Origin of the sequence: Arthrobacter sp. PAMC25284 (assembly GCF_019443425.1) — a bacterium.
Taxonomy (GTDB): Bacteria; Actinomycetota; Actinomycetes; order Actinomycetales; family Micrococcaceae; genus Arthrobacter; species Arthrobacter oryzae_A.
This window is the reverse complement of record NZ_CP080382.1, coordinates 408228-431249: the sequence shown is the minus strand read 5'-3', so window position 1 is coordinate 431249 and position 23022 is coordinate 408228. Positions and strand designations below refer to the sequence as shown.

The following is a 23022-nucleotide window of genomic DNA, read 5'->3' as shown; positions in this document are numbered from 1 at the left end:
GGGCGCACTCATGAACTCTCAGGCGCGAGCGTCCCGGATGGCACGGTTCACGGCGGAGATAACGGCCTTGAGCGCGGAAGTGCTGGTGTTTGCGTCGATTCCGACACCCCAGAGGACCCGTTCCCCCACGGCGCACTCGACGTAGGCGGCGGCCAAGGCGCTGCCGCCTTCCGAGAGGGCGTGCTCGCTGTAGTCCAGGACGCGGACGTCGACGCCGTCTTCGCGGAGAATACTCAACAGCGCCGCAATAGGGCCGTTGCCGGTGCCGGTGCGGCGGACCTGGACGCCGTCGACCTTCAACGCCGCCGTCAGTGTCATGTCGCCGCCTTCGTCCGTTTCAGTGCTGATCGCACCGAGGGCGTAGCGTCCCCACTGCTCATCGGCAGCGCCGGATGGCAGGTACTCATCCTGGAAAACCTGCCAGAGCCGGGCGCCGCTGACCTCGCCGCCCATGGTGTCCGTCTGTTTCTGGATGACGCCGGAGAACTCGATCTGCGCACGGCGGGGCAGGTCCAGGCTGTGTTCGTTTTTGAGCAGGTAGGCGACGCCGCCCTTGCCGGACTGGGAGTTGACCCGGATAACAGCCTCATAGCTGCGGCCGACGTCTTTGGGATCCACTGGCAGGTACGGGACCTGCCACGGGTAGTCGGCGACGTCTTTTCCGGCCGCCGCGGCGTCCTTCTCGAGCGCCTCGAGGCCCTTCTTGATGGCATCCTGGTGGGAGCCGGAAAACGCGGTGAAGACGAGGTCCCCGCCATACGGGGAGCGTTCTGCGACCGGCAGCTGGTTGCAGTACTCGACGGTTCGGCGGATCTCATCGATGTCCGAGAAATCGATCATCGGGTCGATGCCCTGGACAAACATGTTCAGGCCCAGCGTCACCAGATCCACGTTGCCGGTCCGCTCACCGTTGCCGAACAGGCAGCCTTCGATCCGGTCGGCACCGGCCAGGTAGCCGAGTTCTGCGGCCGCGACGCCGGTACCCCGGTCATTGTGCGGGTGCAGGGAGATGATGATGCCCTCGCGCGGGTGCAGGTTACGGTGCATCCATTCGATCGAGTCGGCGTAAACGTTGGGCGTGGCCATTTCGACTGTAGCGGGCAGGTTGATGATGACCTGCCGGTCCGCGGACGCCTCGAAGACATCGGCGACCGCGTTGCAGACCCGGGCCGCGTATTCGAGCTCGGTGCCGGTGAACGACTCCGGTGAATATTCGTACGTGATGTGGGTATCGCCGAGAGTTTCCTCGTATTTTTTGCACAGCCGGGCCCCTTGCAGGGCGATATCCAGGATGCCATCCTCGTCCTGGTTAAACACAACCCGGCGCTGCAGGACAGACGTGGAGTTATAGAGATGGACGATTGCCTGCTTCGCGCCGACGAGGGATTCGTAGGTGCGCTCGATCAGGTGCTCACGGGCCTGCGTCAGGACCTGGATCGAGACGTCATCCGGGATGTGGTTGCCTTCGATCAACTGCCGGACAAAGTCGAAGTCGGTCTGCGATGCCGACGGGAATCCGACCTCGATTTCCTTGTAGCCCATCCGTACCAGCAGATCGAACATCTTCATCTTGCGGGCCGGGCTCATTGGATCTATCAAGGCCTGGTTGCCGTCACGCAGGTCCACGGCGCACCAGCGGGGGGCCTTGGTGATGACCTTGTCCGGCCAGTTGCGGTCGGGCAGTTCCACGGTGATCAGGTCCTGGAAGGGGACGTACCGGTGGACGGGCATTCCTGAGGGCTTCTGTGCGTTTCGCATTACGTTCGGGGCCTTTTCTGTGATTCAGGGTGAAAGGTGGCCGGGCAACACAAACTCCGCAGCGAGGGTGGGCCTTGCGCTAGATTGCGTCTGAGGCCTCGCCGCGGCAGCTAAGAAGAAGGAGTTCTGCGCGCACCATTTCACAGTAACACGGGTGCGTAAGATGATGGAGCCAGACCACTTCACCGTCCACCATGCAGACCCTGTCCCGCCAGCGTCGGGACCGGGTTGCCTCTCAAGGGAGTATCCGTGCCGCTTTCGGGAATCGATCTTTCCATCTTTGACGCCGGTGTCCGGCCACAGGACGACCTTTATCAACACGTCAATGGCGGATGGCTCAAGAGCACCACGATTCCGGACGACCGTCCGCTGGAGGGTACGTTCACGGCCTTGCGTGATGCGTCCGAGTTGGCTGTGAAGGAGATCATCGAACAGGCCGCGGACCGCGGCGGCGAGGCCACCGGCGTCGAACGGAAGATCGGCGACCTGTACAGCAGCTTCATGGACGAGGCCGCGGTCGAGGCCAAGGGCCTGGAACCCGTCCGCGGGCGTCTCGCCGAGGTTTTCGCCACCACATCGGTGGCCGAACTCATCGCGCTTGCCGGACGCCTGTTCCGGGCCGACGTGTCCGGCCTGTTCTATATCTACCCGGCGCCGGACGCCGGCAACCCGGACCGGGTGCTGCTCTACACCGGCCAGGCCGGCCTCGGCCTCCCCGATGAGTCCTATTACCGGGTGGAGAAGTTCGCGCCGATGGTGCAGTCGTACCGGGAGCACGTCGAATCGATGCTCGTCCTGGCCGGTGTCGCGGACCCGGCGGACGCCGCCGACCGGGTTGTGGGGCTCGAAACCGCCCTCGCCTCGCATCACTGGGACAACGTCACGCTGCGCAATCCGCAAAAGACCTACAACCTGAAGTCCGCGGTCGAAGCGGCGGAGCTGTTCCCGCTCCTGGGCGCGTGGTTCGACGCCGCCGGCATTGCTGCGGAGAAGCGCGCAGAACTTGTCGTGAGCACCCCGGACTTCTTCTCCGGCGCGGCTGGTCTGCTCGATTCCGAGCCGCTCGCGGCCTGGCAGGACTGGCTCGCCATGCGCGTCATCAGTGCCGCCGCGCCGTACCTGTCCACGGAGTTTGTGAACACCAATTTCGCGTTCTACGGGACCACGCTCAGCGGTACCCCGCGGATCCGGGACCGCTGGAAGCGTGGAGTGGCCGTCGTCGAAGCAGCCCTTGGCGAAGCCGTGGGCCAGATCTATGTGGCCCGGCACTTCCCCGACACGCACAAGGCCCGGATGCAGACGCTCGTCGCGAACCTCATTGCGGCCTACCGCGGGTCCATCAGCGACCTGGCGTGGATGGGTGCGGATACGAAGCTGGAGGCGCTGAAGAAGCTGGATTCGTTTGGGGCGAAAATCGGGTTCCCTGACCAGTGGATCGACTATGCGGACGTCGACATTGTTCCCGGGGATTTGCTGGGCAATGTCGAGCGCGCCCACAGCGCCGACGTCGACCGTCACCTCGATGAGGTCGGCAAGCCTGTCGACCGGGAAAAGTGGCTCATGACGCCGCAGACCGTGAACGCCTACTATCACCCGCTGCTCAACGAGATCGTGTTCCCGGCTGCCATCCTGCAGCCGCCGTTTTTCACGGCCGACGCCGACGACGCCGTCAACTATGGCGGCATCGGAGCCGTGATCGGCCACGAGATCGGCCACGGTTTCGATGACCAGGGTTCGCAGTACGACGGCAGCGGGATGCTCCGGAACTGGTGGACCGAGGACGACCGTGCCGCATTTGAGGTGTTGACCTCGAAACTGGTGGCACAGTTTGACGTGCTGTCCCCGAGCGCGGCGCCGGGCCACACGGTCAACGGAAAACTGACGCTGGGGGAGAACATCGGCGACCTCGGCGGCCTGGCCATTGCGTACAAGGCCTACCTGATCAGTCTCGACGGCCAGGAGCCGCCCGTACTGGACGGGCTGTCCGGAGTTCAGCGCTTCTTCGCGTCCTGGGCCGCGGGCTGGCGGCAGGTCATCCGGGCCGAGGAAGCGGTCCGCCGGCTCGCCACGGACCCGCACTCCCCCAACGAGTTCCGGACCAACGCGATCGTCAGGAACCTCGATGCTTTCCATGCCGCTTTTGGCGTCACCGGCCAGGACGCCATGTGGATGCCTGCGGAGGACCGCGTCAGTATCTGGTGACCCGGGCCCCGGTGACGTTGGCGCTTTTGGCGCCGCTGATGGGTGGGCGGAATGCTCAGGCGCAGGGGAACCACTGGCTGGCGGCGTCGGCGCGGCTCCGTTGGTCCGCAAACCGGCGGCGGACCTCATCGATGGCGGCGGCGAGGGGGAAGATTTCCGCGGTGATCATCTGGTCCGTGTCATCGGCGCCGATTGGGTGCCAGTAGACGCCCTCGGCGGTGACCGTGACCTCGGGGATCAGGGATTCGACCGTCAATTCGATGCCGGCATCGGCGTTGCCCCGGTGCGCGAGTGCCCGGATGACCTGGTCGTCGGGATCGATACCCAGGGTATCGAGAAATTCGTGGAATGGCGCGAGTTCGTGGCTTTGCGCGGCAGGCAGGGTCGCCGCGACTTTCACCCTGAACCCCTCATCCTGGGCAATCCGGATCCCGGCGACCGCCTTTTCCCAGGAACCTTTGCCGCGGTGGCTGTCGTGACCCTCCGGGATGGCGGAGTCGAGGCTGATTTGCAGTGTGAGCCTGTCGCGGTCCATGCGGCGCAGCCGTTCAAGCCGGTGCCCGCGAAAGAGCATGCCGTTGGTCAGCAGCGTGGTCGGGAGGGCGTCCGTGCAGACGGCGACGAGCTCGTCCAGGTCCGGCAGCAGGAACGGCTCTCCCCCGGTCAGGATCAGCTCGCTGACCCCGGAGTCAACGGCTTCCGCCGCGAGCCGGCGTATCCGGTCGATACCGAGGGCACGCCGGGCGGTCTGCGGTGAGGACCGGGCGCAGCAGTAGTCGCAGGCCAGGTTGCAGTCGAAGTTCGTGTACATCCACAGCCGGGTCCCGGGCTGCCGTTCCGGCTCCACCGCCGCGAGCGGGTCGGCGGCACGGCCCCGGCGGACCGTTACGGCGCCGTCGAGAACATGCACGAATTCGTTGCCGGTTCGCTCGCACCAGGCGGCCACGGTGTGGGCTGCCTCTGCCGGGTCCCCGGTTCCCAGCGGCACCGTCACAGTGGAGCCGCCCGGGATGGTTGCTATCCGTTCCATGAGTTCGAGTATGACGACGGGATTCACCATCGGGAGCCGATCCTTTGCTCATCGACGGCATCGAAGAGGGTCTGATAGCCCTCCATCCGGGGCTCCACCCAGCGGCGGAGTCCTTCCATTTCGAGGATGGGCCGGTGCGCCGCGTTGTCCCAGTCCATCGCGAACAGGTGCTCGACCCAGGGCGCGGTGCGCTCCTCCGGGAGGGTCGGCAGCGCCGTGAAGTTACAGTGGCTGTAGACGGGAGACTCCCAGAACGCCTCGAAGGCACCGGGCATCAGCTCATCCCGACCGATCGCCTCCCACGTGTTGATGCCGATCGCGGCGGCGTCGGCGCGATCGTCGAGCACTGCCCGCAAGGCATCGAGTTCGCTGCGGCCGGTGTCGCCATGTTTTCCGACGTCGCTGTTGAGCCGCAGCAGCTCCACCGCCCCGTTGCCAAGACCGGCCCCGGGCCAGAAAATGGACCGGAAGGATTGCAGCCTGGGCCGAATCACGTGACCCAAGGGCCAGTCGCCGGCCGCGCAGATCGTCCAGTCCTGCCAGTCCGCTGCCGGCACGGGTCACGAAGACGGACCGGAAGGCCGCATCGGTGTCCCGCATGGCCAGTGCACGGCACGCGCCCTGAGTCCGGGCGACAGTCCGCACCCAGGCTAGATTGGTGTTCCAGGCAATATCGATGGTGCCCTCCAGCAGGGCATCCACCTGGCGACCGTAGTTGGAGAACAGCACGAAGTCCAACTCCGCCGGCGTCCCGGCGAAGTAATCCCGGATCCCTTCCCAAATGGTGACGACCGTGGGGGTGTAGGCGACCGAACCCACGAGGAGCGGGGCGTTCACGCCGTCGCCTGCACGGTTGCGGCAGGACTGTCGAAAAGCGGCTGCCCGGTGATGGCCCTTCCGTAAAAGTCGTAAAGGACGTCTGCCGTCGGTGCCATCACGTGGCCGGCCCTCGCGTCCCGGAAGTAGCGGTCGATCTGCAGATGCTCGGAGAACGCCGCGCCGCCGCAGACACGCATCGCCGCGTCGGTGATGCTGAGAGCGGCATCGTTGGCCGCGGCTTTCACCCCCAGGACGTGCAGCATGGTGTCTTCACGGGGCTCAGCAAGGCGGTCTGCGGCCTGATGCAGGTAGGCCGTCGTGACGGCGAGTTCAATGGACATTTTAGCCAGTCTGGCGCGGACGGTCGGCAGTGCCGACAGGCTCTCGGCCAGGTGTTCCAGCCGTGCGGCGCTCGTGTGCCGGATTGCCGCTTCAACGGCGGCGCGGGAGAGCCCCACGGAGACGGACGCGTTGCCGAGGTTGAACCACGGCAGCACCGTCTGCAGCATCAGATCCATCCCGCCGCCCGACGGGCCCATTCGGGTGTCCTCAGGCACTTCAGCGGTAAAGGTCATCGGATTCGATGCGTTCCCGCGCAGACCCATGCCCCGCCAGTCCCCGGCCACGTCGACGCCGGGACAGCCGGCCGGGACCGCGAACAGATCCACCGTGTCCGTCGCAGCGGTCCGGGTGGATATGACGTAGACGTCGGCGTGTCCGGCGGAGGTCACCCAGCTCTTTTTGGCGTTGAGGACTATGCCCGCACCGTTCTGCCGTGCCTGCGAGACAGGTGCCCAGAAATGCGACCGGGACCCGGCTTCCGAGAAGGCAAGCGATCCGAGGGCGCGGCCGCTCGCCAGGTCCGCGACGAGGCCCGGCAGCCCCGGAGGCGGCGCCGCAGCCACGGGCATCGCGGCGCTGATGTGCATGAGGTAGATCATGGCGGTGGATCCGCAGGCCCCGGCCAGGGCGCTCAGGACCTCGACGAGTTCGAGCGGACCACCGCCGAGGCCACCGGACTCCTGCGGCAGGGTCAGTCCGAGCAACCCGGATTCGCGCAGGGCCTGGACGGCTTCGTCAGGAAACCTGGCCGTTTCGTCCACGTCGCGGGCATTGGCGCGGGCGGCGGATAGCACGGGTTCAAGCAGATCGGTCAGATTCGTCATCGGGGGTCCTGTCCTGGGTGGTGGAAACGGGATGCGCGGAGATTGAATGGCGCCGTGTCAGGGTCACGGCCAGCAACCCGATCCCCAGCCCGCCCATCAGCGCGACGGTGGAAGCGTCGCCGCTGAGCCAGTTGACGTTTTGGTCTGCCTGGACCAGTTGAAGCACTGCTGCCAGGACCAGTCCGGCACCGGCGATAATTGCCAACAGCCGCAGTCGCGTTATCCCGGCTGCTACCGCGGCCGCCCCAAAGATCAGGAGCAGGGCAAGTCCGGCACCCCGGATATGGATGAACTCCACAGGAGCGGGGCCGCCGCTGGAGAAGGTAAACACCGAGCTCAGGAGCGCTGCGCCGCCCAGGGTGAGAACGGGCAGGTCGAACCGGGTCCGGGTCATGACAGCCTCGCGAGGATCTTTTCGAATCCCCTGCCCGATTCCAGCCAGTGGGGGCCTGAGGACTCCATCAACGCCATAAGCACGTCCGGCTGCGGTGGCGAAGATCGCAGTGTGGGCCAGGATCATCAGATAGTAGGCCCAGTGCCATTCGTTAGGGGCGTTGAGGACGGACAGTGTGATCGCCAGGGACTGGACGATGCCGACGACTGCCCAGAACCGGGTGGCGAGGCCGATCAGCAGGAACGCCCCGAGCCCGGCCTCCATCAGCAGCGTCATCCACCCGAATAACGGGAACGCGGCCAGCACGACGTTTTCAACGAACCACGCAAAGGGTGGGAACACCGGGAAGTCAACGGCCCAGCGGGTAAAAAGATACAGTCCCGTGTTTTCCCGCTCACCAAAATCCGGGGGGACCTTCCAGGCGACGTTTTGGATCCACATCAGGGCAACCCCGACCCGCAATGCGCAAATCCCAGCGCGGACCAGCCGGTCGTCCCCGGTGCCGAGGGGACCCGCAGTTGCAATCGTCGCCGAACGCTCCCTGCTCATATGACCCATTAAGGACCCGCTGCCGGAGGGGCACAAGACCGCAATCCTTACGCTTCCGGTACGGTGCGTGGCCGCAGCCGGGCAGATGGCAGAACGGATCGCCGGCTGGCCGGCCCGGAGGTCGGCAGTGCAGGCCCGCACCTCAGCCGGCCCTCAGGGTGTCGCGGGCCGGTCCTGGTGGAGGGTCAGCGGACGATCAGTGCCGGGTTTGCCTGCTGGCAGACCGAGTCTCCGGCTGTCTGGTTGACGATGTCCTCCGGAAGCGGAGCCGCGGCGGAGCCGGTCGGCGTGCCGGTCGCGAAGTCGGCGCCCAGATAGACCTGCACCCCGGTAACCCCGGCTGCCGCCAGCACCTGGGCCGGCGCCACCCCGAGCAGCGCGGCGACGTCGGCCGCTGCGTCGGCGGAGTCCGCCCCGTAGTAGACAACGGTCGCGTTGACCGCCGGGGCGGTGAGCTGGCTCGCCTGGGCGAACCCGTCCGAGGTCAGGACCTGCATAATTTCCTGGCCCCGGGCCGGGACCCCTGAGCCGTTCGCCACGGCGACGGGCTGAAGCGCCTTGTCGTAAGCGGGTGCGGCGCCGCCGGGCGTTGGTTCCGGTGTGGCGCCCGCCCCGGCGGTTGCCGATGCCGTCCCCGTGGGGTCAGTGAGGTCCACGTTATTGCGCATCGCGGAGAACAGCTGGGAGGAGTCCGGCTCTGCGAGCTCCAGGCGATTGACGTCCAGTTGCGCCGGAACAGTGGGGACCGCAATGAACGCGACCTTGTCGACGTCGATGTTCTTCAGCCGGTTGCCGACCGTCACGAGCGTAGGGATGGAGGCGAGTCCGTCATCAATCGTGAGGTTCCGCGTCACGACGTCGGCGATCTGGAGCAGTCTCGCGGGATTGGACAGCGTGCCCTCGTCCTTGAGCTTGCGTGTCAGCGAGGACAGGAATCCCTGCTGGGCTTTGATCCGGCCCAGATCGCCGCCGTCGGCAAAGGCATGGCGGGTCCGCAGAAAGGCCAACGCCTGCTCACCCTGCACCGACGAGGTGCCCTTGGGCAGCCTGAGCCGCGAATCGGGATCGTACACGGCGTCGCTGATGCAGACGCTCACGCCGCCGACGGTGTTGGAAAGCTCCTTGACAGCGTTGAAATCGGCCATCATAAAGTGGTCAATCTTCAGCCCGGTCAGTTTGTTGACCGTATCCACGGCGCAACCGATTCCGGCCTCGGACATCGCCGTGTTGATCATCGTGCCCGTCCGCGCAGGATAGTCTGTTTTCGTCTTTGGATCCCTGCACTGCGGGATATCCACGAGCAGGTCGCGGGGGAAGCTGACGACGTTGACCCGCTTGTTGTCGGCCGAGATGTCAACCAGCATCATGACATCCGAGTGGCCGTACCCGGTCGAGTCGTCGGAGGTGCCATAGTCGGAGTTCTTTCCGTCGCGGGTGTCGGATCCCAGGATCAGGATCTGCATCCGGTCGGTAGCGTCGCTGCTCACGGTTCCGCCCGCGCCCGTGCCGGCGCTCAACGGCGCCTTCGTGATGTTTCCCTGCAGCCGGATGACCCAATAGGCCCCGAAGGCCAGCACGCCGACGAGCATGACAGCGACGACGCCGGTGCCGATTTTCAGCCAGGCCGGAGCTCCCCGGATAGCACCCAGGTGGCGCGCCGGCCCGACGGAACGGTCCTCCGAGTGCCGGGCAGCAGCGCTCGATCGTGCCGGCGCACCGGAATCGTGCGCACGGTTTTCAGGGGGACGAACCACGTGTTGAGCCTTCTTTCACAGACGGGAGTCTGCCAATTTTACTGTCCGAATCTGTGAAAATACCCAAGGCGGGAATCCCCGGAGCGGCGTTGTGGGGTCGGCGCAGCCCGCGGCCGCCGGTCTAGAAGCCCAGTTTGACGAGTTGCTTCGGGTCCCGTTGCCAGTCTTTGGCCACCTTTACATGCAGGTCGAGGTAGATCCGCGTTCCCAGCAATGCCTCGATGCCCTTGCGGGCGGTGGTGCCGACTTCGCGGAGCCGGGCGCCGCCCTTGCCGATGATAATGGCTTTCTGCGAGGGACGCTCGACGTAAAGGTTGACCCGGACATCAAGGAACGGGCTGTCTTCCGGCCGGCCCTCGCGGGGAACAATCTCGTCAACGACCACGGCGAGGGAATGGGGCAGTTCGTCGCGGACGCCTTCGAGGGCGGCTTCACGGATCAGTTCGGCGACCATCACGGCTTCGGGTTCATCCGTCAGTTCACCGTCGGGGTAGAGCATCGGCGACGGCGGCATGTGGCTGATCAGGACGTCGGCGACGGTCCCGACCTGGAACCCGTCGGTAGCGGACACCGGCACGATGTCTTTCCAGCCCTCTTCGCCCAGCACGCTGCGGCCCAGTGCAGCGACGGCGAGCAGCTGTTCGGTGAGCGCCTGGCGGTCGACTGTGTCAGCCTTCGTCACGATCGCGATGATCGGTTTGTTCCCGACGGCAGCGAGCTGCGCGGCGATGAACTTGTCCCCGGGGCCGATCTTTTCGTTCGCGGGCAGGCAGAAGCCGATCGCGTCGACTTCTGCGAGGGTGTCCGCGACGAGCTCATTGAGGCGCTTTCCCAGCAGGGTCCGCGGCCGGTGCAGGCCTGGCGTGTCCACGAGGATCAGCTGGGCATCATCCCGGTGCACGATCCCTCGGATGGTGTGGCGCGTCGTCTGTGGCTTCGCCGAGGTGATTGCGACTTTTTTGCCGACGAGGGCATTGGTGAGGGTGGATTTGCCGGCGTTGGGCCGTCCCACCAGGACCGAGAACCCGGCCCGGTAACCGCCATAGGCGGGTTCGCCGTCGGTCTTATTCTGCTTGCTCACGTGGGACTCCCTGTTGGATTGGTGCGGCCTCGTCGAGTTGGTCTTCAAGGTCAGTATCGTCTGGAACGGCGGACTTTGGAACGGCGGCCGCAATGATGTGGCTGACCCGGTTCCGTCGGCCCTCCAGCCGGTCGGCGCGGAGCGCCAGGCCGTGGACTTCGACGGCGCTGCCGACGATCGGCACCCGGCCGAGGGCCTTGGCGAGCAGCCCTCCCACCGTGTCCACTTCGTCGTCGTCGAGCTCCAGATCGAAGAGTTCGCCGAGGTCATCGATGCTCATCCGGGCGCTGACCCGGTAGCTGCCGTCACCGAGGGGCACGGCTTCCGCGCTTTCGGTGTCGTACTCATCGACGATCTCGCCCACGATTTCCTCGATGAGATCCTCCAGGGTGACCAGCCCGGCGGTCCCGCCGTATTCATCGATGACAATCGCGACGTGCGTGGATTCCTTCTGCAGCTCGCGGAGCAGTTCACTGACCGGTTTTGAGTCCGGCACATAGCGCACGCCGCGGGCCAGTTCGTCGACGACGGGCGGCTCCTCCCCCGGACCGAGGTTGTGGACGACGGCGGCCACGTCTTTCAGGTACACAATGCCCAGGATGTGGTCCGTGTTCTCACCGATGACCGGGATCCTCGAGTACCCCGAACGCAGGAACATCGACATTGCGCGGTGCAGGCTGGAGCCGGAATCAATGCAAAGAATATCGGTCCGCGGCACCATCACGGCGCGGACCAGGGTATCGCCGAAGTCGAAAACCGACTGGATCAGCTCCGCTTCGTTGTCCTCGATCACGTCGGATTCCGAGGCCCGGTCCACGAATTCCCGGAATTCCTCTTCGCTGAAGAAAGATTCGTTGTCGGCCGGGGGCCCCCGGTGCGACGGCGCTGCCGAGGGTGACGAGCCACCCTGGGATGGGCCCCAGGACGGCGTTGAGGGAGCTGACGAGTGGTGCCGTGGCGCGGACCAGTGCGCCGGAGTGAACCCGGCCGAACTGCCGCGGGGAGACGCCGACAACCACGAAGCCAACGAGCGCCATGATGCCGGTCGCGGCCATCCCGGCAAGCCAGACGTTCTCCAGGACGCTGTACAGGAGGACGGTCACGGCGACGGCGGTCGCCGTGTCGAACCAGATCCGCCAGAACCGGAGGGCCCTCATGTGCGCCACGGGGTCCGACAGGATGCGTTTGAGCGCCGGCCCCCGGCTTTCCAGGACAGCCTGTTCCGCGTCGTGCCGGGGCAGGAAGTTAAAGGCCGACTCGGCGGCGGTCAGGACTGCGGCGAAACTGAGGAACACCAGCGCCATGCCCGCGAGAATCAGTGGGGTCACTGAATCGTCTCTGACGGGGCTGCTTTGCCGGTGTAGGCCGACAGCAGTTCACGCTGCAGTCCGAACATTTCTTCTTTTTCATCCGGCTCGGCGTGATCGTATCCCAACAGGTGGAGGATGCCGTGGGTGGCGAGCAGCAGCATCTCGTCCTGGGTCGAGTGGCCGGCGTTCTGGGCCTGGACCTCGGCGACCTGAGGGCAGATGGCGATGTCACCGAGCATGCCCTGCGGCGTGGGCTTGTCCGGGGTCCCGGGTGTGAGTTCATCCATCGGGACGGAAAGGACATCGGTGGATCCCGGCTCGTCCATCAGCTCAATGTGGAGTTTCTCCATGGCCGGTTCATCCACGAGCAGGATCGACAGCTCCGCCTGCGGGTGGATGAAGAGGCGCTCAAAAATGAACCGTGAGAGCCCCACCAGCCCGGCTTCATCCACGGCGACGCCGGACTCGTTGTTGACCTCAATGCTCATGCGTGTTCTCCCCGCGGTTCCCGCGTGTTGGAATGTTTGACCCGGCTTCGTTGAATGTCGTCCCAGACGCCGTAGGCGTTGACGATGTCTCCGACCAGACGGTGCCTAACCACATCAGCGGCGTCCAGGATGGAGAAGTTGACGTCGTCTATACCCTGCAGGATTTCCTCGACGATCCGCAGCCCTGAGCGGGTCCCGAACGGCAGGTCGACCTGGGTAACGTCACCGGTAACGACCATTTTTGAGCCGAAACCCAGCCGGGTGAGGAACATCTTCATCTGCTCTGGAGTGGTGTTCTGCGCCTCGTCCAGAATAATGAAGGCGTCGTTGAGGGTGCGGCCGCGCATATAGGCCAGCGGTGCTACCTCGATCGTGCCGGCGGCCATCAGCCGGGGGATGGATTCGGGGTCCATCATGTCGTGCAGGGCGTCATATAAGGGACGAAGATAAGGATCGATCTTGTCACTGAGCGTGCCTGGCAGGAAGCCCAGCCGCTCCCCTGCCTCCACGGCCGGCCGGGTCAGAATAATCCGGCTGACCTCTTTTTGTTGCAGCGCCTGAACAGCCTTGGCCATCGCCAGGTAGGTCTTGCCGGTGCCTGCCGGTCCGATCCCGAAGATCACGGTGTTGGCATCAATTGCGTCCACGTAGTTCTTCTGGTTCAGCGTCTTCGGCCGAATGGTCTTACCACGCGTGGAAAGGATGTTGGTGGTCAGCACCTCTACCGGGTTCAGCAGGGACTGGCTGCGGAGGAGCAGCACAAGCTGCTGAAGCACGGCAGGAGTGATGACGGTGTCCCGGGCCACCAGACCGCGCACCTCATTCAGCAGCCGCATAATCCGCGGCACGTCCACGGCAGGACCGCTGATGGAAAGCTCGTTGCCGCGGACGTGGAAGTCAACGGCAGGGAACTGCTCCTCGATGAACCGAAGGGCCTCGTCATGACTGCCGAGCGACTGAACCATCTGGTCCGCGTCGTCGAACACGACCACCTCCGTCCGCGACCCTGGGAGGGAGTGGGGGAATTCCCCTGCGGTGCGCGCTGCGGCGCTGAACCGGGCCTTGCCGTTCGCTGCTTCAGTCATAGTGCTGGCCCGCGGGCCTCTGGTCCCCTCCAGTGTGGAATTGGTCTGTCCGCCTGCATCGGTCCGACGGCGATTACACCTGCGGCGCCGGTGTTGGCGGGTCCCTCCATCTTACGCCAGCGCGGCGGACTGCACGCCGTCGCCCGTCGGTTCCGGTGGCGCGCACGGCGGGATCCCCGGCTTTTTTATATCAACTATGTATCGGCCTCATATCGTTCCCGTTGCAGTTCCGGCGACGGGTCCTCTACGGAGCTGCCGCTGGCCGGCCGTGTGCCATGCTGGAATCCGGTCCCGCCTCGACGGCGGTAAATGAGCACAGGCAAGGACAGCGAAAATCAGGCAGCGCGGGAGCACAAAGTCATCACCAGCCGGGCATCTACGCCACGGCTGGCTGTTGTTGACGCTGCCTGCTGCCTTGTTTATGTCAGCGTGTGTGGCCAATCCCCAGACCGGGATCACCAATTCCAGCAGCCCTTCGCAGGTCATCACCGGCCCGGAGGCGGCGGGAGTGCCGAGCACGAGCACGCCGCTCGAAACAACGCAGGCCTCCAACAAGGCCCCGGTCTACTGGATTGGCCGAAGCAACGAACACATTTTCCTGTACCGCGAGTTCCGGGATGTGTCGGAGCAGGACAACCCGGTCACCCGGGCGCTTCGGGTCATGATGTCCGAAAAACCCCTTGATCCGGATTTTTTTAGCCCGTGGCAGAACCCGAAGAAACTGGCCACGTCTGTTTCCGGCAAAAACGTTATCACCGTGGATGTCTCCCCGGACGCGTTCAACAGCAACGTGGATGCGGACACCGCCGAACGCGCCATCCAGCAGTTGGTTTATACGGCGACGGCTGCCGCGGCCAGCTCCGGCCTGATCGACTCCGGACAACAGATCCAGGTGGTCATGCTCGTTGACGGCCGCACCGACTTTGTCGCGTTCAATTACGTCCGGCTCGGTTCACCGACCTCGCGCGCCCCGGGGATGGCCGCACCGGTGTGGATCGTCAGCCCGCAGGAAGGCGCCTCCATGGTGGAGGGACCGGTCACGATTAGCGGCCGGAGCACGATCCCCGGCGGAAAAATCCATTGGGAAATCCTGCGCGTCGACGGCGAGAAGACAAAGACGCCCTACTTGAACGGCAACGCCGTATCCTCCGCCAATGCCTTGTCCCCCGGGACGTTCGACCTCTCGCTGAGCCTCGGTCCTGGATCCTACGAAGTCCGGGTATCACAGATCGATGCGGCCAATACCGTCGGCCGGTACGCCGACACCCGCGGATTCACTGTTTCCTAAGCCTGCATCAGCCCGGATTTTTCTGCTCCCGGCTCCACCCGCTTTTGCCCTGCGCGGGTTCCTACCAGCGGCCGAGAATATCGCTGGCCAGCACAGTCGCGGCGGGACCCGCTGTGGAGGAACGCAGCACGTGGTGGCCCAGTAAGGCGGTAACGGCACCGGCATCGCACAGCCGGGTGACCTCGCGCGGGCTGATCCCGCCTTCGGGGCCCACAACCAGCAGCACCTCACGGTCCGGGCCGGACGGCCCGCCGGCGGGCGGCTGGGAATCCCGCCACGCCTCCAGCACCTGCCGCAGCGGTCGGACCGCGTCCTCGTGCAGGATGACGGCGAAGTCCGCGGCCGCCACGGCGGACTGCAGACCGGCGCCGTCGACCGCTGCCCGGACCTCGGGGATCCAGGCACGGCGGGCCTGCTTGGCCGCCGCGGTCACGACGGACTGCCACTTCGCGTGGGCCTTCGCGGCCCGTTCGGCTTTCCAGCGGACGATGGAGCGTTCGGCCTGCCAGGGGATGACGGCGTCGATGCCAAGCTCGGTCGCGGTTTCGGCACCGAGCTCGTCCCGGTCGCCCTTGGCAAGGGCCTGGACCAGGACGAGTCGAATACCGGGCCGGGGTTCAACGGCGAGTTCCGAACATTCGACGGTGAGCTCGCCGGGGGCGGCGGCGCGTACCGTGCCGGTGAGCCGTTTCCCGGCCCCGTCCGCGATGTCAACGGGCTCCCCCGCACCCAGGCGTTTCACAGTAACGGCGTGGCGCGCCTCTGAGCCGCCGAGGATGAAGGTCGAACCGGGAACCTGCTGGTCCAGGGTTCCCGGTTCGGTGAAGAAGACCGGATTGCTCACCGCTACAGGTTACCGAGCCGGTCCCGCAGTTTGGCGAAGACGCCACCGCTGGCTGCCAGTTTCCCCTCGGTGAACTGTTCACCGCGCAGCTTCGCCAGTTGCCGGAGCAGGTCTTCCTGGGCCGGGTCGAGCTTGCCCGGGGTCTCCACCTGCAAGTGGACCTTGAGGTCGCCGCGGCCGTAGCCGCGCAGGTGGGTGACGCCGAGTCCGCGCAGGGTGATGATCTCACCCGATTGGGTTCCGGCCTTGACGTCGATTTCCTGCTGGCCGTCGAAGGTGTCCAAGGTCAGTTCAGTGCCGAGGGCAGCCGCCGTCATCGGAATGTTCAGGCTTGCGTGCAGGTCGTCCCCGTCGCGGACGTAAGTGGCATCCGTGTTCACCCGGATCTCGACGTAGAGATCGCCGGACGGACCACCGGCCGGTCCTGCCTCGCCCTGACCGGACAACTGGATGCGGGTGCCGGTGGCTACACCGGCGGGGACCTTGACTGTCAGGGAACGGCGGCTGCGGATCCGGCCCTGGCCGCTGCACTCATTGCACGGGTCCTTGATGACGGTGCCGAAGCCCTCGCAGGAGCCGCAGGGCGCCGTCGTCATGACCTGGCCGAGGATGGACCGGACGGCCCGCTGGACCTGGCCGCTGCCGCCGCAGATGTCACAGCGTTCCGGGTGGCTGCCGGGACGGCAGCAGGAACCTTCGCAGGTGGGGCAGGTGACAGCGGTGTCCACCTCAAGCTTCTTGTTGACGCCGAAAACGGCGTCACGCAGATCGATCCGCACGCTGATCAGGGCGTCCTGGCCGCGACGGACCCGCGACGCCGGGCCGGCTTGTCCGCCGCCTGCGCCGAAGAAGGTCTCAAAGATGTCCTGGAACGCGAAGCCCTGTCCGGAGTAGCTGCCGCCGCCGAAGCCATTGTCGGTGCCGTTCTCATTTCCGGTGGTGTCGTAGACGCGGCGTTTCTGTGGATCGGACAGCACCTCGTAGGCATGGGTAACGGCCTTGAACCGGTCCGAGGCGTCCGCCCCCGGATTTACATCCGGGTGCAGGGTCCGTGCCAGTTTGCGGTACGCCTTCTTGATCTCTTCGCCCGTCGCTTCGCGGGAGACTCCAAGAACGTCATAGTGGCTGCTCAAAATTCGCTTCTCTTCCTTCTTGTACTGCCATAGTTGCCTTGCCGTCCGGGCGCAAAGCCCGGTGGGCAAGAAGTCAATGTGCGGACTGGAAGTCCGCGGGGTTGGTGGCCGTCAACAGTTCCTCAGGGTCCCAGAATCCTCGACAGGTACCGCGCTACCGCACGGACTGCGGCCATGGTGGTGGGATAGTCCATCCGGGTGGGACCCAGCACGCCGACCTTCGCGGTCGCATCGGGTCCGTAGCCGGTCGCCACGACGGATGCCTCTGCGAGGCCGTCGTAGGGATTCTCGCGGCCGATGCTCACGGTCACGCCGCGGGGGTCCTCCGCCATGTCGCTGAGCAGGCGCAGCATCACCACCTGCTCCTCGAGTGCCTCCAGGACGGGGCCGATGCTGAGTGGGAAGTCCACGTTGGAACGGGCCAGGTTGGCGGTGCCGGCCATGACCATGCGCTCTTCGCGACTGCTTAAAGCCAGTGCCTCCAGGCCGCGGGCCAGCGCCTGGGCTGCCCCTCGCCGGGCCGGTGGACAGCCGGCGACGACGGACTGCAGGCTCAGTGCCAACAAGCTCAGTGGTGTCCCGGCCAAGCTGGCCAGGAACCGGTTCCGCAGTTCGGAGAGCGCCTCATCCGGAAGTTCCTGCCCGACGTCGATGACCCGCTGTTCCACCTTGCCGGTATCGGCAATAAGCACCACCAACACCTTCCGGGGCGCCAGCAGCACGAATTCGACATGCCGGACCTTGGCCCGGCTCAGCAGCGGGTACTGCACGACGGCGACCTGGTTTGTCAGCTGGGCCAGAAGCCGCACGGTCCGTTCCAGGACGTCGTCGAGATCCTCGGAACCCTCAAGAAGCGCCTGAATGGCACGGCGCTCCGCCTGGGACAACGGTTTGACGGCGGAAATCTGGTCGACGAACAGCCGGTAGCCCTTGTCGGTCGGGATCCGGCCCGCACTCGTGTGCGGAGCGGCGATCAGGCCTTCGTCCTCCAGAGCCGCCATGTCATTGCGGATGGTGGCACTCGAGACGCCCAAGTGGTGGCGTTCCACCAGGGCTTTGGACCCGACGGGCTCACGGGAATGGACGTAGTCCTCCACGATGGCGCGCAGGACTTCGAGTTTGCGCGGTTCACTCATGCTCTGCCTCCCATCCAAATGCGACACGTGTTGCTGTTCGGGCACCCGGCGCCGGACCGCTTTCACCGGGGCCGGCGGCTACGGGTTAGCACTCGGCATGCCCAAGTGCTAACCAGTCTAATATGAGTCGCCGCGTTGTTAGCATTGGATTCGCTCCGGGCATTACCGCGGGGCATCTGATTCCGGATCACCGGCAGCCATCGATTCCGAGTGCAAAGCAGAGTGTATAGAGATGTCGTACCAGAACTGGGGACCCCAGGACCTGTCTGCCCCGGCCCCCAGCCGGCTCCCGGAGGTGCCGGCGCAGCGCGGCATGGTGCTGGAGGAAGTGCAGTCCGGCTGGGTCGGGGCCGTGACCCGGGTCGAGAAGTCCGGCGGCATGCACGTCGTTGCGCTGGAGGACCGTCGCGGAAAATCGCGGTCCTTCCGGCTTGGCTTCGGTTTCCTGCTGGAGGGTCAGCCGATCCGGCTGCTGCCGCCGGCTCCGCGCGCACCGGCCCCGGCCGCCGCCGCACGGACAGCGTCCGGGTCGGTCCGAGTGGAGGGCCAGAGAGCCCAAGTGGCGAAAGCCAGCCGGATCTGGGTGGAAGGCAAGCACGATGCCGAACTCGTCGAGAAGGTCTGGGGCGACGATCTCCGGGTGGAGGGAATCGTTGTGGAGCCGCTGCACGGCATCGATGACCTGGCCGGCGCTGTGGCAGCTTTCCGTCCGGGGCCGGGACGCCGGCTGGGGGTCCTGGTGGACCACCTTGTGCCGAATTCGAAAGAATCCCGGATTGCCGATGCGGTGATGGCCTCCCCGGGCGCTGCGGGCAACGTGCTGATCGTGGGCCATCCGTACGTGGACGTGTGGCAGGCCATCCGTCCGGCCGTCCTTGGCATCGAGCAATGGCCGGTCATTCCCCGCGGCGTCGACTGGAAGACCGGTATCCTGACGGCCTTCGGCTGGCCACACACCACCAAGGAAGACATCGGACTGGGTTGGCAGAAGCTTCTGGGGGCCGTACTCAGCTACTCCGATCTGGAAGCATCCCTGCTGGGGCGGGTCGAAGAAGTCATTGATTTCCTGACCGTGGAGTAACCATGCGACGGCGTGGCCCCCGGCGCCGAGCTTCATTTCCCTGCCCGAGCACGTATTCTTGGAAGGGTGCCCGCGCGTCGTGTACGGCCCGGGCACTTCCAGGCAACAACGCATCACCGCAATCCGAAGGACTTCACCGTGGCAGATAACGAACACATGGGCGACCCGGCCGGCCATGGCCAGCACCCGTACCATGGCGTTCCCGCCAATGCCTTGCCGCTGACAGCCAGCGAGGACCGGCAGTGGGCCACGTTGGCCCACTTCGGCGGCATCCTGGGCTGCGTCCCGGCCCTCTTGATCTATCTGATCTTCAAGGACCGCGGACCCTTCACGGCGCAGGAGTCCAAGGAAGCGTTGAACTTCACGCTTCCCCCGACCATCGCCGCAATCGTGGCCAATCTGCTTGTTTTTATCCCCGTCGTGGGAAACCTGTTCGCCGTCCTGGCCACCGTGATCTGGATTGCCGTGACGTGTTTCTCGGTCGCGGCAGGCATCCACGTCAACCGCGGCCAGCCGCACCGTTACGAGTTCAACCTCCGCTGGATCAAGTAGCCGCGATCGAGCCGGCAACATCAGTTGGGCGTACGGCCGGGGCGCACGGAGCCTTGGCGTTTCGGCCCAGCCAGTCCTGCCGGCCTTCGGGCAGGTATTAGCCCGGCAGAAGCCGGCGGACGACGGCGTCGGCCAGCAACCGGCCCTTGAGCGTAAGCACCAGGCGGCCCCGGAAGGCAAGGGCCGGGTCGACGAGTTCGTCGGCAATCAGCCCGGCGACGGCGTGCCGTCCGGTCTCTCCCAGTCCAACCACGTTGAGCCCTGTTGCCAGGCGGGCCTCGAGCATGATGCGCTCCACATCGCGGGTTGCTGCGTCGAGGGTTTCACGTCCAGCGGCCGGTGACGCTCCCGAGGCCAGCCGTCCGGCGAAGGCTGTGGGGTGTTTGACGTTCCACCAGCGGACGCCCCCCACATGGGAGTGGGCACCGGGGCCGATGCCCCACCAGTCGTCGCCACGCCAGTAGGCGATGTTGTGCCGGCACACCTGGTCTGGAGTCCGGGCCCAGTTGCTGACCTCGTACCAGCCGAGTCCTGCGGCGGAAATGAGTTTGTCGGCGAGCTCGTATTTGGCAGCATGATCGTCGTCGTCGATGCCGGCAACCTCGCCCCGGCGGATTTGCGCGGCGAGTTTCGTGCCGTCCTCCACGATGAGTGCGTAGGCGCTGATATGGTCCGGGCCGTAGGACAGCGCCGTCTCCAACGAATGGCGCCAGTCGGCCAGCGACTCCCCCGGCGTCCCGTAGATCAGGTCCAGGCTCACGGCAAGCCCTGCTTCGCGGGCCCATTGAACGACCTGGGGCACGCGGCTGGGGGTATGGGTGCGGTCCAGGACTTTCAGGACGTGCGGGACCGCGGACTGCATACCGAAGGAGACCCGGGTGAACCCGGCATCGGCCAGCAGCTGAAGCGACCCGGGGGTGACCGAATCGGGGTTGGCCTCCGTGGTTACCTCGGCACCGGGTTCCAGCCCCCAGGCGTCGATGGCGGCAGTCAGGATGCGGGCCAGGTCCTCCGCTGGCAGCAGGGTGGGGGTTCCGCCGCCGAAGAAGACGGTACTCAGCGGACGCGCCGGCAGGCCGGACCCCGCCAGAACCCTCACCGCCAGTTCAACTTCGGAAATCGCCGTGCTGGCGTAGGCGTCCTGCGACGCACCGCCGCCGAGCTCCGTGGCGGTGTAGGTGTTGAAGTCGCAGTAGCCACACCGGACCGCGCAGAACGGGATGTGGACGTATAGCCCAAACGCCCGCCCGATGGCACCGTCGAGCGCCTGGGCCGGCAACAGTCCGTCAGGCGGCGCGGGGTCGCCGAGGGGAAGGATGCTAGGCACGGGTCCGGCCTGACCCTGATCTGACCGCTGCTTTCACCGTCACAGCTACTTCTTGGCCTTGTCCTTGGACTCGTCCGTGGTCAGGGCCGCGATGAACGCTTCCTGCGGTACTTCGACGCGGCCCACCATCTTCATCCGCTTCTTGCCTTCCTTCTGCTTTTCGAGCAGTTTGCGCTTTCGCGTGATGTCACCGCCGTAGCACTTGGCGAGGACGTCCTTGCGGATGGCGCGGATGCTTTCCCGGGCAATGATCCTGGACCCAATCGCGGCCTGGATCGGTACCTCGAACTGCTGGCGCGGAATGAGTTCGCGGAGCTTGCCGGTCATCATCACGCCGTAGGCGTAGGCCTTGTCCCGGTGTGTGATGGCGCTGAAGGCGTCCACCTGCTCGCCCTGGAGCATGATGTCCACCTTGACCAGGTCCGCTACCTGCTCGCCGTCGGCTTTCCAGTCCAGGGACCCGTAGCCGCGGGTCTTTGATTTAAGGATGTCGAAGAAATCGAAGACTATTTCGGCCAGCGGCAGGCGGTAGCGGATTTCCACCCGGTCTTCGGAGAGATAGTCCATGCCGCCCATCACGCCACGCCGGCTTTGGCAAAGTTCCATAATGGCGCCGACAAACTCGTTCGGCGCAAGGATGGTGGCTGACACCATCGGCTCGCGGACTTCAGCAATTTTGCCGGTGGGGTACTCGCTCGGATTCGTGACGTGGACGACCTTCTTGTCCTCCAGCGTCACTTCGTATTCCACGTTCGGAGCGGTGGAAATCAGGTCCAGGTTATATTCGCGCTCGAGGCGCTCACGGGTGATTTCCAGGTGCAGCAGGCCCAGGAATCCCACGCGGAACCCGAATCCCAGAGCAGCAGACGTCTCCGGCTCGTACACCAGCGCAGCGTCATTGAGCATCAGCTTCTCCAGCGCATCCCGAAGCACCGGATAATCCGTGCCATCCAGGGGATACAGGCCGGAGAACACCATGGGTTTGGCGTCGGCATAGCCGGGGAGGGATACCGTGGCGGGCTTGGCCAGATTGGTGACGGTGTCACCAACCTTGGAGAGGCGGACGTCTTTCACACCGGTGATGAGGTAGCCAACTTCGCCGACGCCGAGGCCCTTGGAGGGGGTGGGCTCCGGGGAGCTGACCCCGATTTCCAGGAGCTCGTGGGTGGCGCGGGTGGACATCATCTGGATGCGTTCGCGGGGGTGCAGCATGCCATCAACCACGCGGACGTAGGTGACCACACCGCGGTACGTGTCATACACGGAGTCGAAGATCATGGCGCGGGGCCGGCGCGTTTGGATCGCCCACGGGGGCCGGCAGATCGCGGACAATCTTGTCCAGCAGGACCTCGACGCCCATTCCGGTTTTTCCGGAGACGCGGAGCACGTCGTCGGGGTCGCCGCCGATCAGGCTGGCGAGTTCGGCGGCGTATTTCTCCGGTTGCGCAGCGGGGAGGTCGATCTTGTTCAGCACCGGGATGATCGTCAGGTTGTTTTCCATCGCCAGGTAGAGGTTCGCGAGAGTCTGCGCCTCAATACCCTGCGCCGCGTCAACAAGCAGGACCGCACCCTCGCAGGCTGCCAGCGAGCGGGAGACCTCGTAGGTGAAGTCCACGTGTCCGGGGGTGTCGATCATGTTGAGGGCGTAACTGACGCCGTCGAGTTCCCATGGCATACGAACCGCCTGAGACTTGATGGTGATGCCGCGTTCACGCTCAATGTCCATCCGGTCCAGGTACTGGGCCTTCATGTCCCGGGACTGGACGACGCCGGTGTACTGGAGCATCCGGTCCGCCAGCGTGGACTTGCCGTGGTCAATGTGCGCAATGATGCAAAAGTTCCGGATGATGGCCGGATCTGTTGCGGCGGGCACCGGGGCGGTGCGGGCCATGGGAGACACGCAGGGTCCTTACTGTTGGCTTGTGACGGCGCTGCGCGGTTGATGGTCCACCATCCTGCTGCGTGCCGCATATCTGAACTCCTAGTGTCCCACGTCCGCGTGCATGAGGGCGCATTAAGTAGTGC

General features: G+C 65.4%; 18 protein-coding genes and 2 pseudogenes. 4 read left to right on the top strand and 16 right to left on the bottom strand.

Annotation, left to right across the window (positions count from 1 at the left end; genetic code table 11):
* Positions 1-18: 18 nt before the first annotated feature.
* Positions 19-1758, bottom strand: a complete 1740-nt coding sequence (gene leuA, locus KY499_RS02000) for a 2-isopropylmalate synthase (RefSeq protein ID WP_123254210.1) — start codon at positions 1756-1758, stop codon at positions 19-21.
* A gap of 249 nt (positions 1759-2007) precedes the next feature.
* Between leuA and KY499_RS01995 the strand changes: the two genes are divergently transcribed.
* A complete protein-coding gene (locus KY499_RS01995; protein WP_219886120.1) occupies positions 2008-3960 on the top strand; it encodes a M13 family metallopeptidase in 1953 nt (650 codons plus the stop codon).
* 55 nt (positions 3961-4015) lie between these two features.
* Here KY499_RS01995 and KY499_RS01990 read toward each other — a convergent pair whose 3' ends face one another.
* The 10 genes and pseudogenes from KY499_RS01990 to KY499_RS01945 all read right to left on the bottom strand — a co-directional run bounded on the left by KY499_RS01990 (position 4016) and on the right by KY499_RS01945 (position 13636).
* Positions 4016-5020, bottom strand: coding sequence for a radical SAM protein (locus KY499_RS01990; protein WP_123254212.1), 1005 nt, complete (start codon positions 5018-5020; stop codon positions 4016-4018).
* Positions 5014-5337, bottom strand: a complete 324-nt coding sequence (locus KY499_RS18665; RefSeq protein WP_375141110.1) for a PhnD/SsuA/transferrin family substrate-binding protein — start codon at positions 5335-5337, stop codon at positions 5014-5016. The genes KY499_RS01990 and KY499_RS18665 overlap by 7 nt, the downstream gene beginning before the upstream one ends.
* Positions 5270-5719: a phosphate/phosphite/phosphonate ABC transporter substrate-binding protein gene (locus tag KY499_RS18660; protein ID WP_375141131.1), complete on the bottom strand. Its 450-nt coding sequence runs from the start codon at positions 5717-5719 to the stop codon at positions 5270-5272. Before KY499_RS18660 ends, KY499_RS18665 begins: the two co-directional genes overlap by 68 nt.
* Positions 5720-5823: 104 nt before the next feature.
* On the bottom strand, positions 5824-6975 hold the full coding sequence (locus KY499_RS01975; protein ID WP_123254214.1) for an acyl-CoA dehydrogenase family protein: 1152 nt from the start codon (positions 6973-6975) through the stop codon (positions 5824-5826).
* Positions 6950-7918: a TQO small subunit DoxD gene (locus tag KY499_RS01970; RefSeq protein ID WP_219886117.1), complete on the bottom strand. Its 969-nt coding sequence runs from the start codon at positions 7916-7918 to the stop codon at positions 6950-6952. Before KY499_RS01970 ends, KY499_RS01975 begins: the two co-directional genes overlap by 26 nt.
* Before the next feature lie 185 nt (positions 7919-8103).
* Positions 8104-9672 carry an LCP family protein gene (locus KY499_RS01965; RefSeq protein WP_123254216.1) on the bottom strand — a complete coding sequence of 523 codons (1569 nt, stop codon included), beginning with the start codon at positions 9670-9672 and terminating at the stop codon, positions 8104-8106.
* Positions 9673-9793: 121 nt separating this feature from the next.
* The gene (era, locus tag KY499_RS01960) at positions 9794-10753 is read right to left on the bottom strand and encodes a GTPase Era (RefSeq protein ID WP_123254217.1); all 960 of its coding nucleotides are present in this window, start codon (positions 10751-10753) and stop codon (positions 9794-9796) included.
* Positions 10737-12081 (bottom strand): annotated as a pseudogene (locus KY499_RS01955) (hemolysin family protein). Before KY499_RS01955 ends, era begins: the two are co-directional and overlap by 17 nt.
* Positions 12078-12551: an rRNA maturation RNase YbeY gene (gene ybeY / locus KY499_RS01950; protein ID WP_123254219.1), complete on the bottom strand. Its 474-nt coding sequence runs from the start codon at positions 12549-12551 to the stop codon at positions 12078-12080. The pseudogene KY499_RS01955 and the gene ybeY overlap by 4 nt, the downstream one beginning before the upstream one ends.
* Entirely contained in the window at positions 12548-13636 is a 1089-nt protein-coding gene (locus KY499_RS01945; protein WP_123254220.1) for a PhoH family protein, read from the bottom strand. Before KY499_RS01945 ends, ybeY begins: the two co-directional genes overlap by 4 nt.
* 433 nt (positions 13637-14069) lie before the next feature.
* Here KY499_RS01945 and KY499_RS01940 point away from each other — a divergent pair, with 433 nt between their 5' ends.
* Positions 14070-14924: a GerMN domain-containing protein gene (locus KY499_RS01940; RefSeq protein ID WP_258190896.1), complete on the top strand. Its 855-nt coding sequence runs from the start codon at positions 14070-14072 to the stop codon at positions 14922-14924.
* Positions 14925-14985: 61 nt separating this feature from the next.
* On the opposite strand, the gene KY499_RS01935 is transcribed toward KY499_RS01940, so the two are convergent.
* The 3 genes from KY499_RS01935 to hrcA form a co-directional block, all read right to left on the bottom strand.
* Complete coding sequence (locus KY499_RS01935) at positions 14986-15768, bottom strand: 16S rRNA (uracil(1498)-N(3))-methyltransferase (protein ID WP_219886116.1); 783 nt, start codon at positions 15766-15768, stop codon at positions 14986-14988.
* Positions 15769-15770: 2 nt separating this feature from the next.
* On the bottom strand, positions 15771-16901 hold the full coding sequence (dnaJ, locus tag KY499_RS01930) for a molecular chaperone DnaJ (protein WP_123254223.1): 1131 nt from the start codon (positions 16899-16901) through the stop codon (positions 15771-15773).
* 122 nt (positions 16902-17023) lie between these two features.
* The gene (gene hrcA / locus KY499_RS01925; RefSeq protein ID WP_123254224.1) at positions 17024-18037 is read right to left on the bottom strand and encodes a heat-inducible transcriptional repressor HrcA; all 1014 of its coding nucleotides are present in this window, start codon (positions 18035-18037) and stop codon (positions 17024-17026) included.
* 232 nt (positions 18038-18269) lie between these two features.
* On the opposite strand from hrcA, the gene KY499_RS01920 reads away from it, so the two are divergent.
* Positions 18270-19118 (top strand): DUF3097 domain-containing protein, encoded by an 849-nt coding sequence (locus tag KY499_RS01920; protein WP_123254225.1) that lies wholly within the window; start codon positions 18270-18272, stop codon positions 19116-19118.
* 138 nt (positions 19119-19256) lie between these two features.
* On the top strand, positions 19257-19670 hold the full coding sequence (locus KY499_RS01915) for a DUF4870 domain-containing protein (RefSeq protein ID WP_375141109.1): 414 nt from the start codon (positions 19257-19259) through the stop codon (positions 19668-19670).
* 97 nt (positions 19671-19767) lie between these two features.
* Here KY499_RS01915 and hemW read toward each other — a convergent pair whose 3' ends face one another.
* Both hemW and lepA read right to left on the bottom strand, forming a co-directional pair.
* Positions 19768-20997 (bottom strand): radical SAM family heme chaperone HemW, encoded by a 1230-nt coding sequence (gene hemW / locus KY499_RS01910; protein ID WP_123254227.1) that lies wholly within the window; start codon positions 20995-20997, stop codon positions 19768-19770.
* 45 nt (positions 20998-21042) lie between these two features.
* Positions 21043-22897 (bottom strand): annotated as a pseudogene (lepA, locus tag KY499_RS01905) (translation elongation factor 4).
* Positions 22898-23022: the final 125 nt, after the last annotated feature.

Bases quoted from the DNA above. Each gene is read 5' to 3' on its own strand.
- leuA (WP_123254210.1), bottom strand. From the start codon at position 1,758: ATGCGAAACGCACAGAAGCCCTCAGGAATGCCCGTCCACCGGTACGTC.
- KY499_RS01990 (WP_123254212.1), bottom strand. From the start codon at position 5,020: ATGGTGAATCCCGTCGTCATACTCGAACTCATGGAACGGATAGCAACC.
- KY499_RS01975 (WP_123254214.1), bottom strand. From the start codon at position 6,975: ATGACGAATCTGACCGATCTGCTTGAACCCGTGCTATCCGCCGCCCGC.
- KY499_RS01970 (WP_219886117.1), bottom strand. From the start codon at position 7,918: ATGAGCAGGGAGCGTTCGGCGACGATTGCAACTGCGGGTCCCCTCGGC.
- ybeY (WP_123254219.1), bottom strand. From the start codon at position 12,551: ATGAGCATTGAGGTCAACAACGAGTCCGGCGTCGCCGTGGATGAAGCC.
- KY499_RS01945 (WP_123254220.1), bottom strand. From the start codon at position 13,636: ATGACTGAAGCAGCGAACGGCAAGGCCCGGTTCAGCGCCGCAGCGCGC.
- hrcA (WP_123254224.1), bottom strand. From the start codon at position 18,037: ATGAGTGAACCGCGCAAACTCGAAGTCCTGCGCGCCATCGTGGAGGAC.
- KY499_RS01920 (WP_123254225.1), top strand. From the start codon at position 18,270: ATGTCGTACCAGAACTGGGGACCCCAGGACCTGTCTGCCCCGGCCCCC.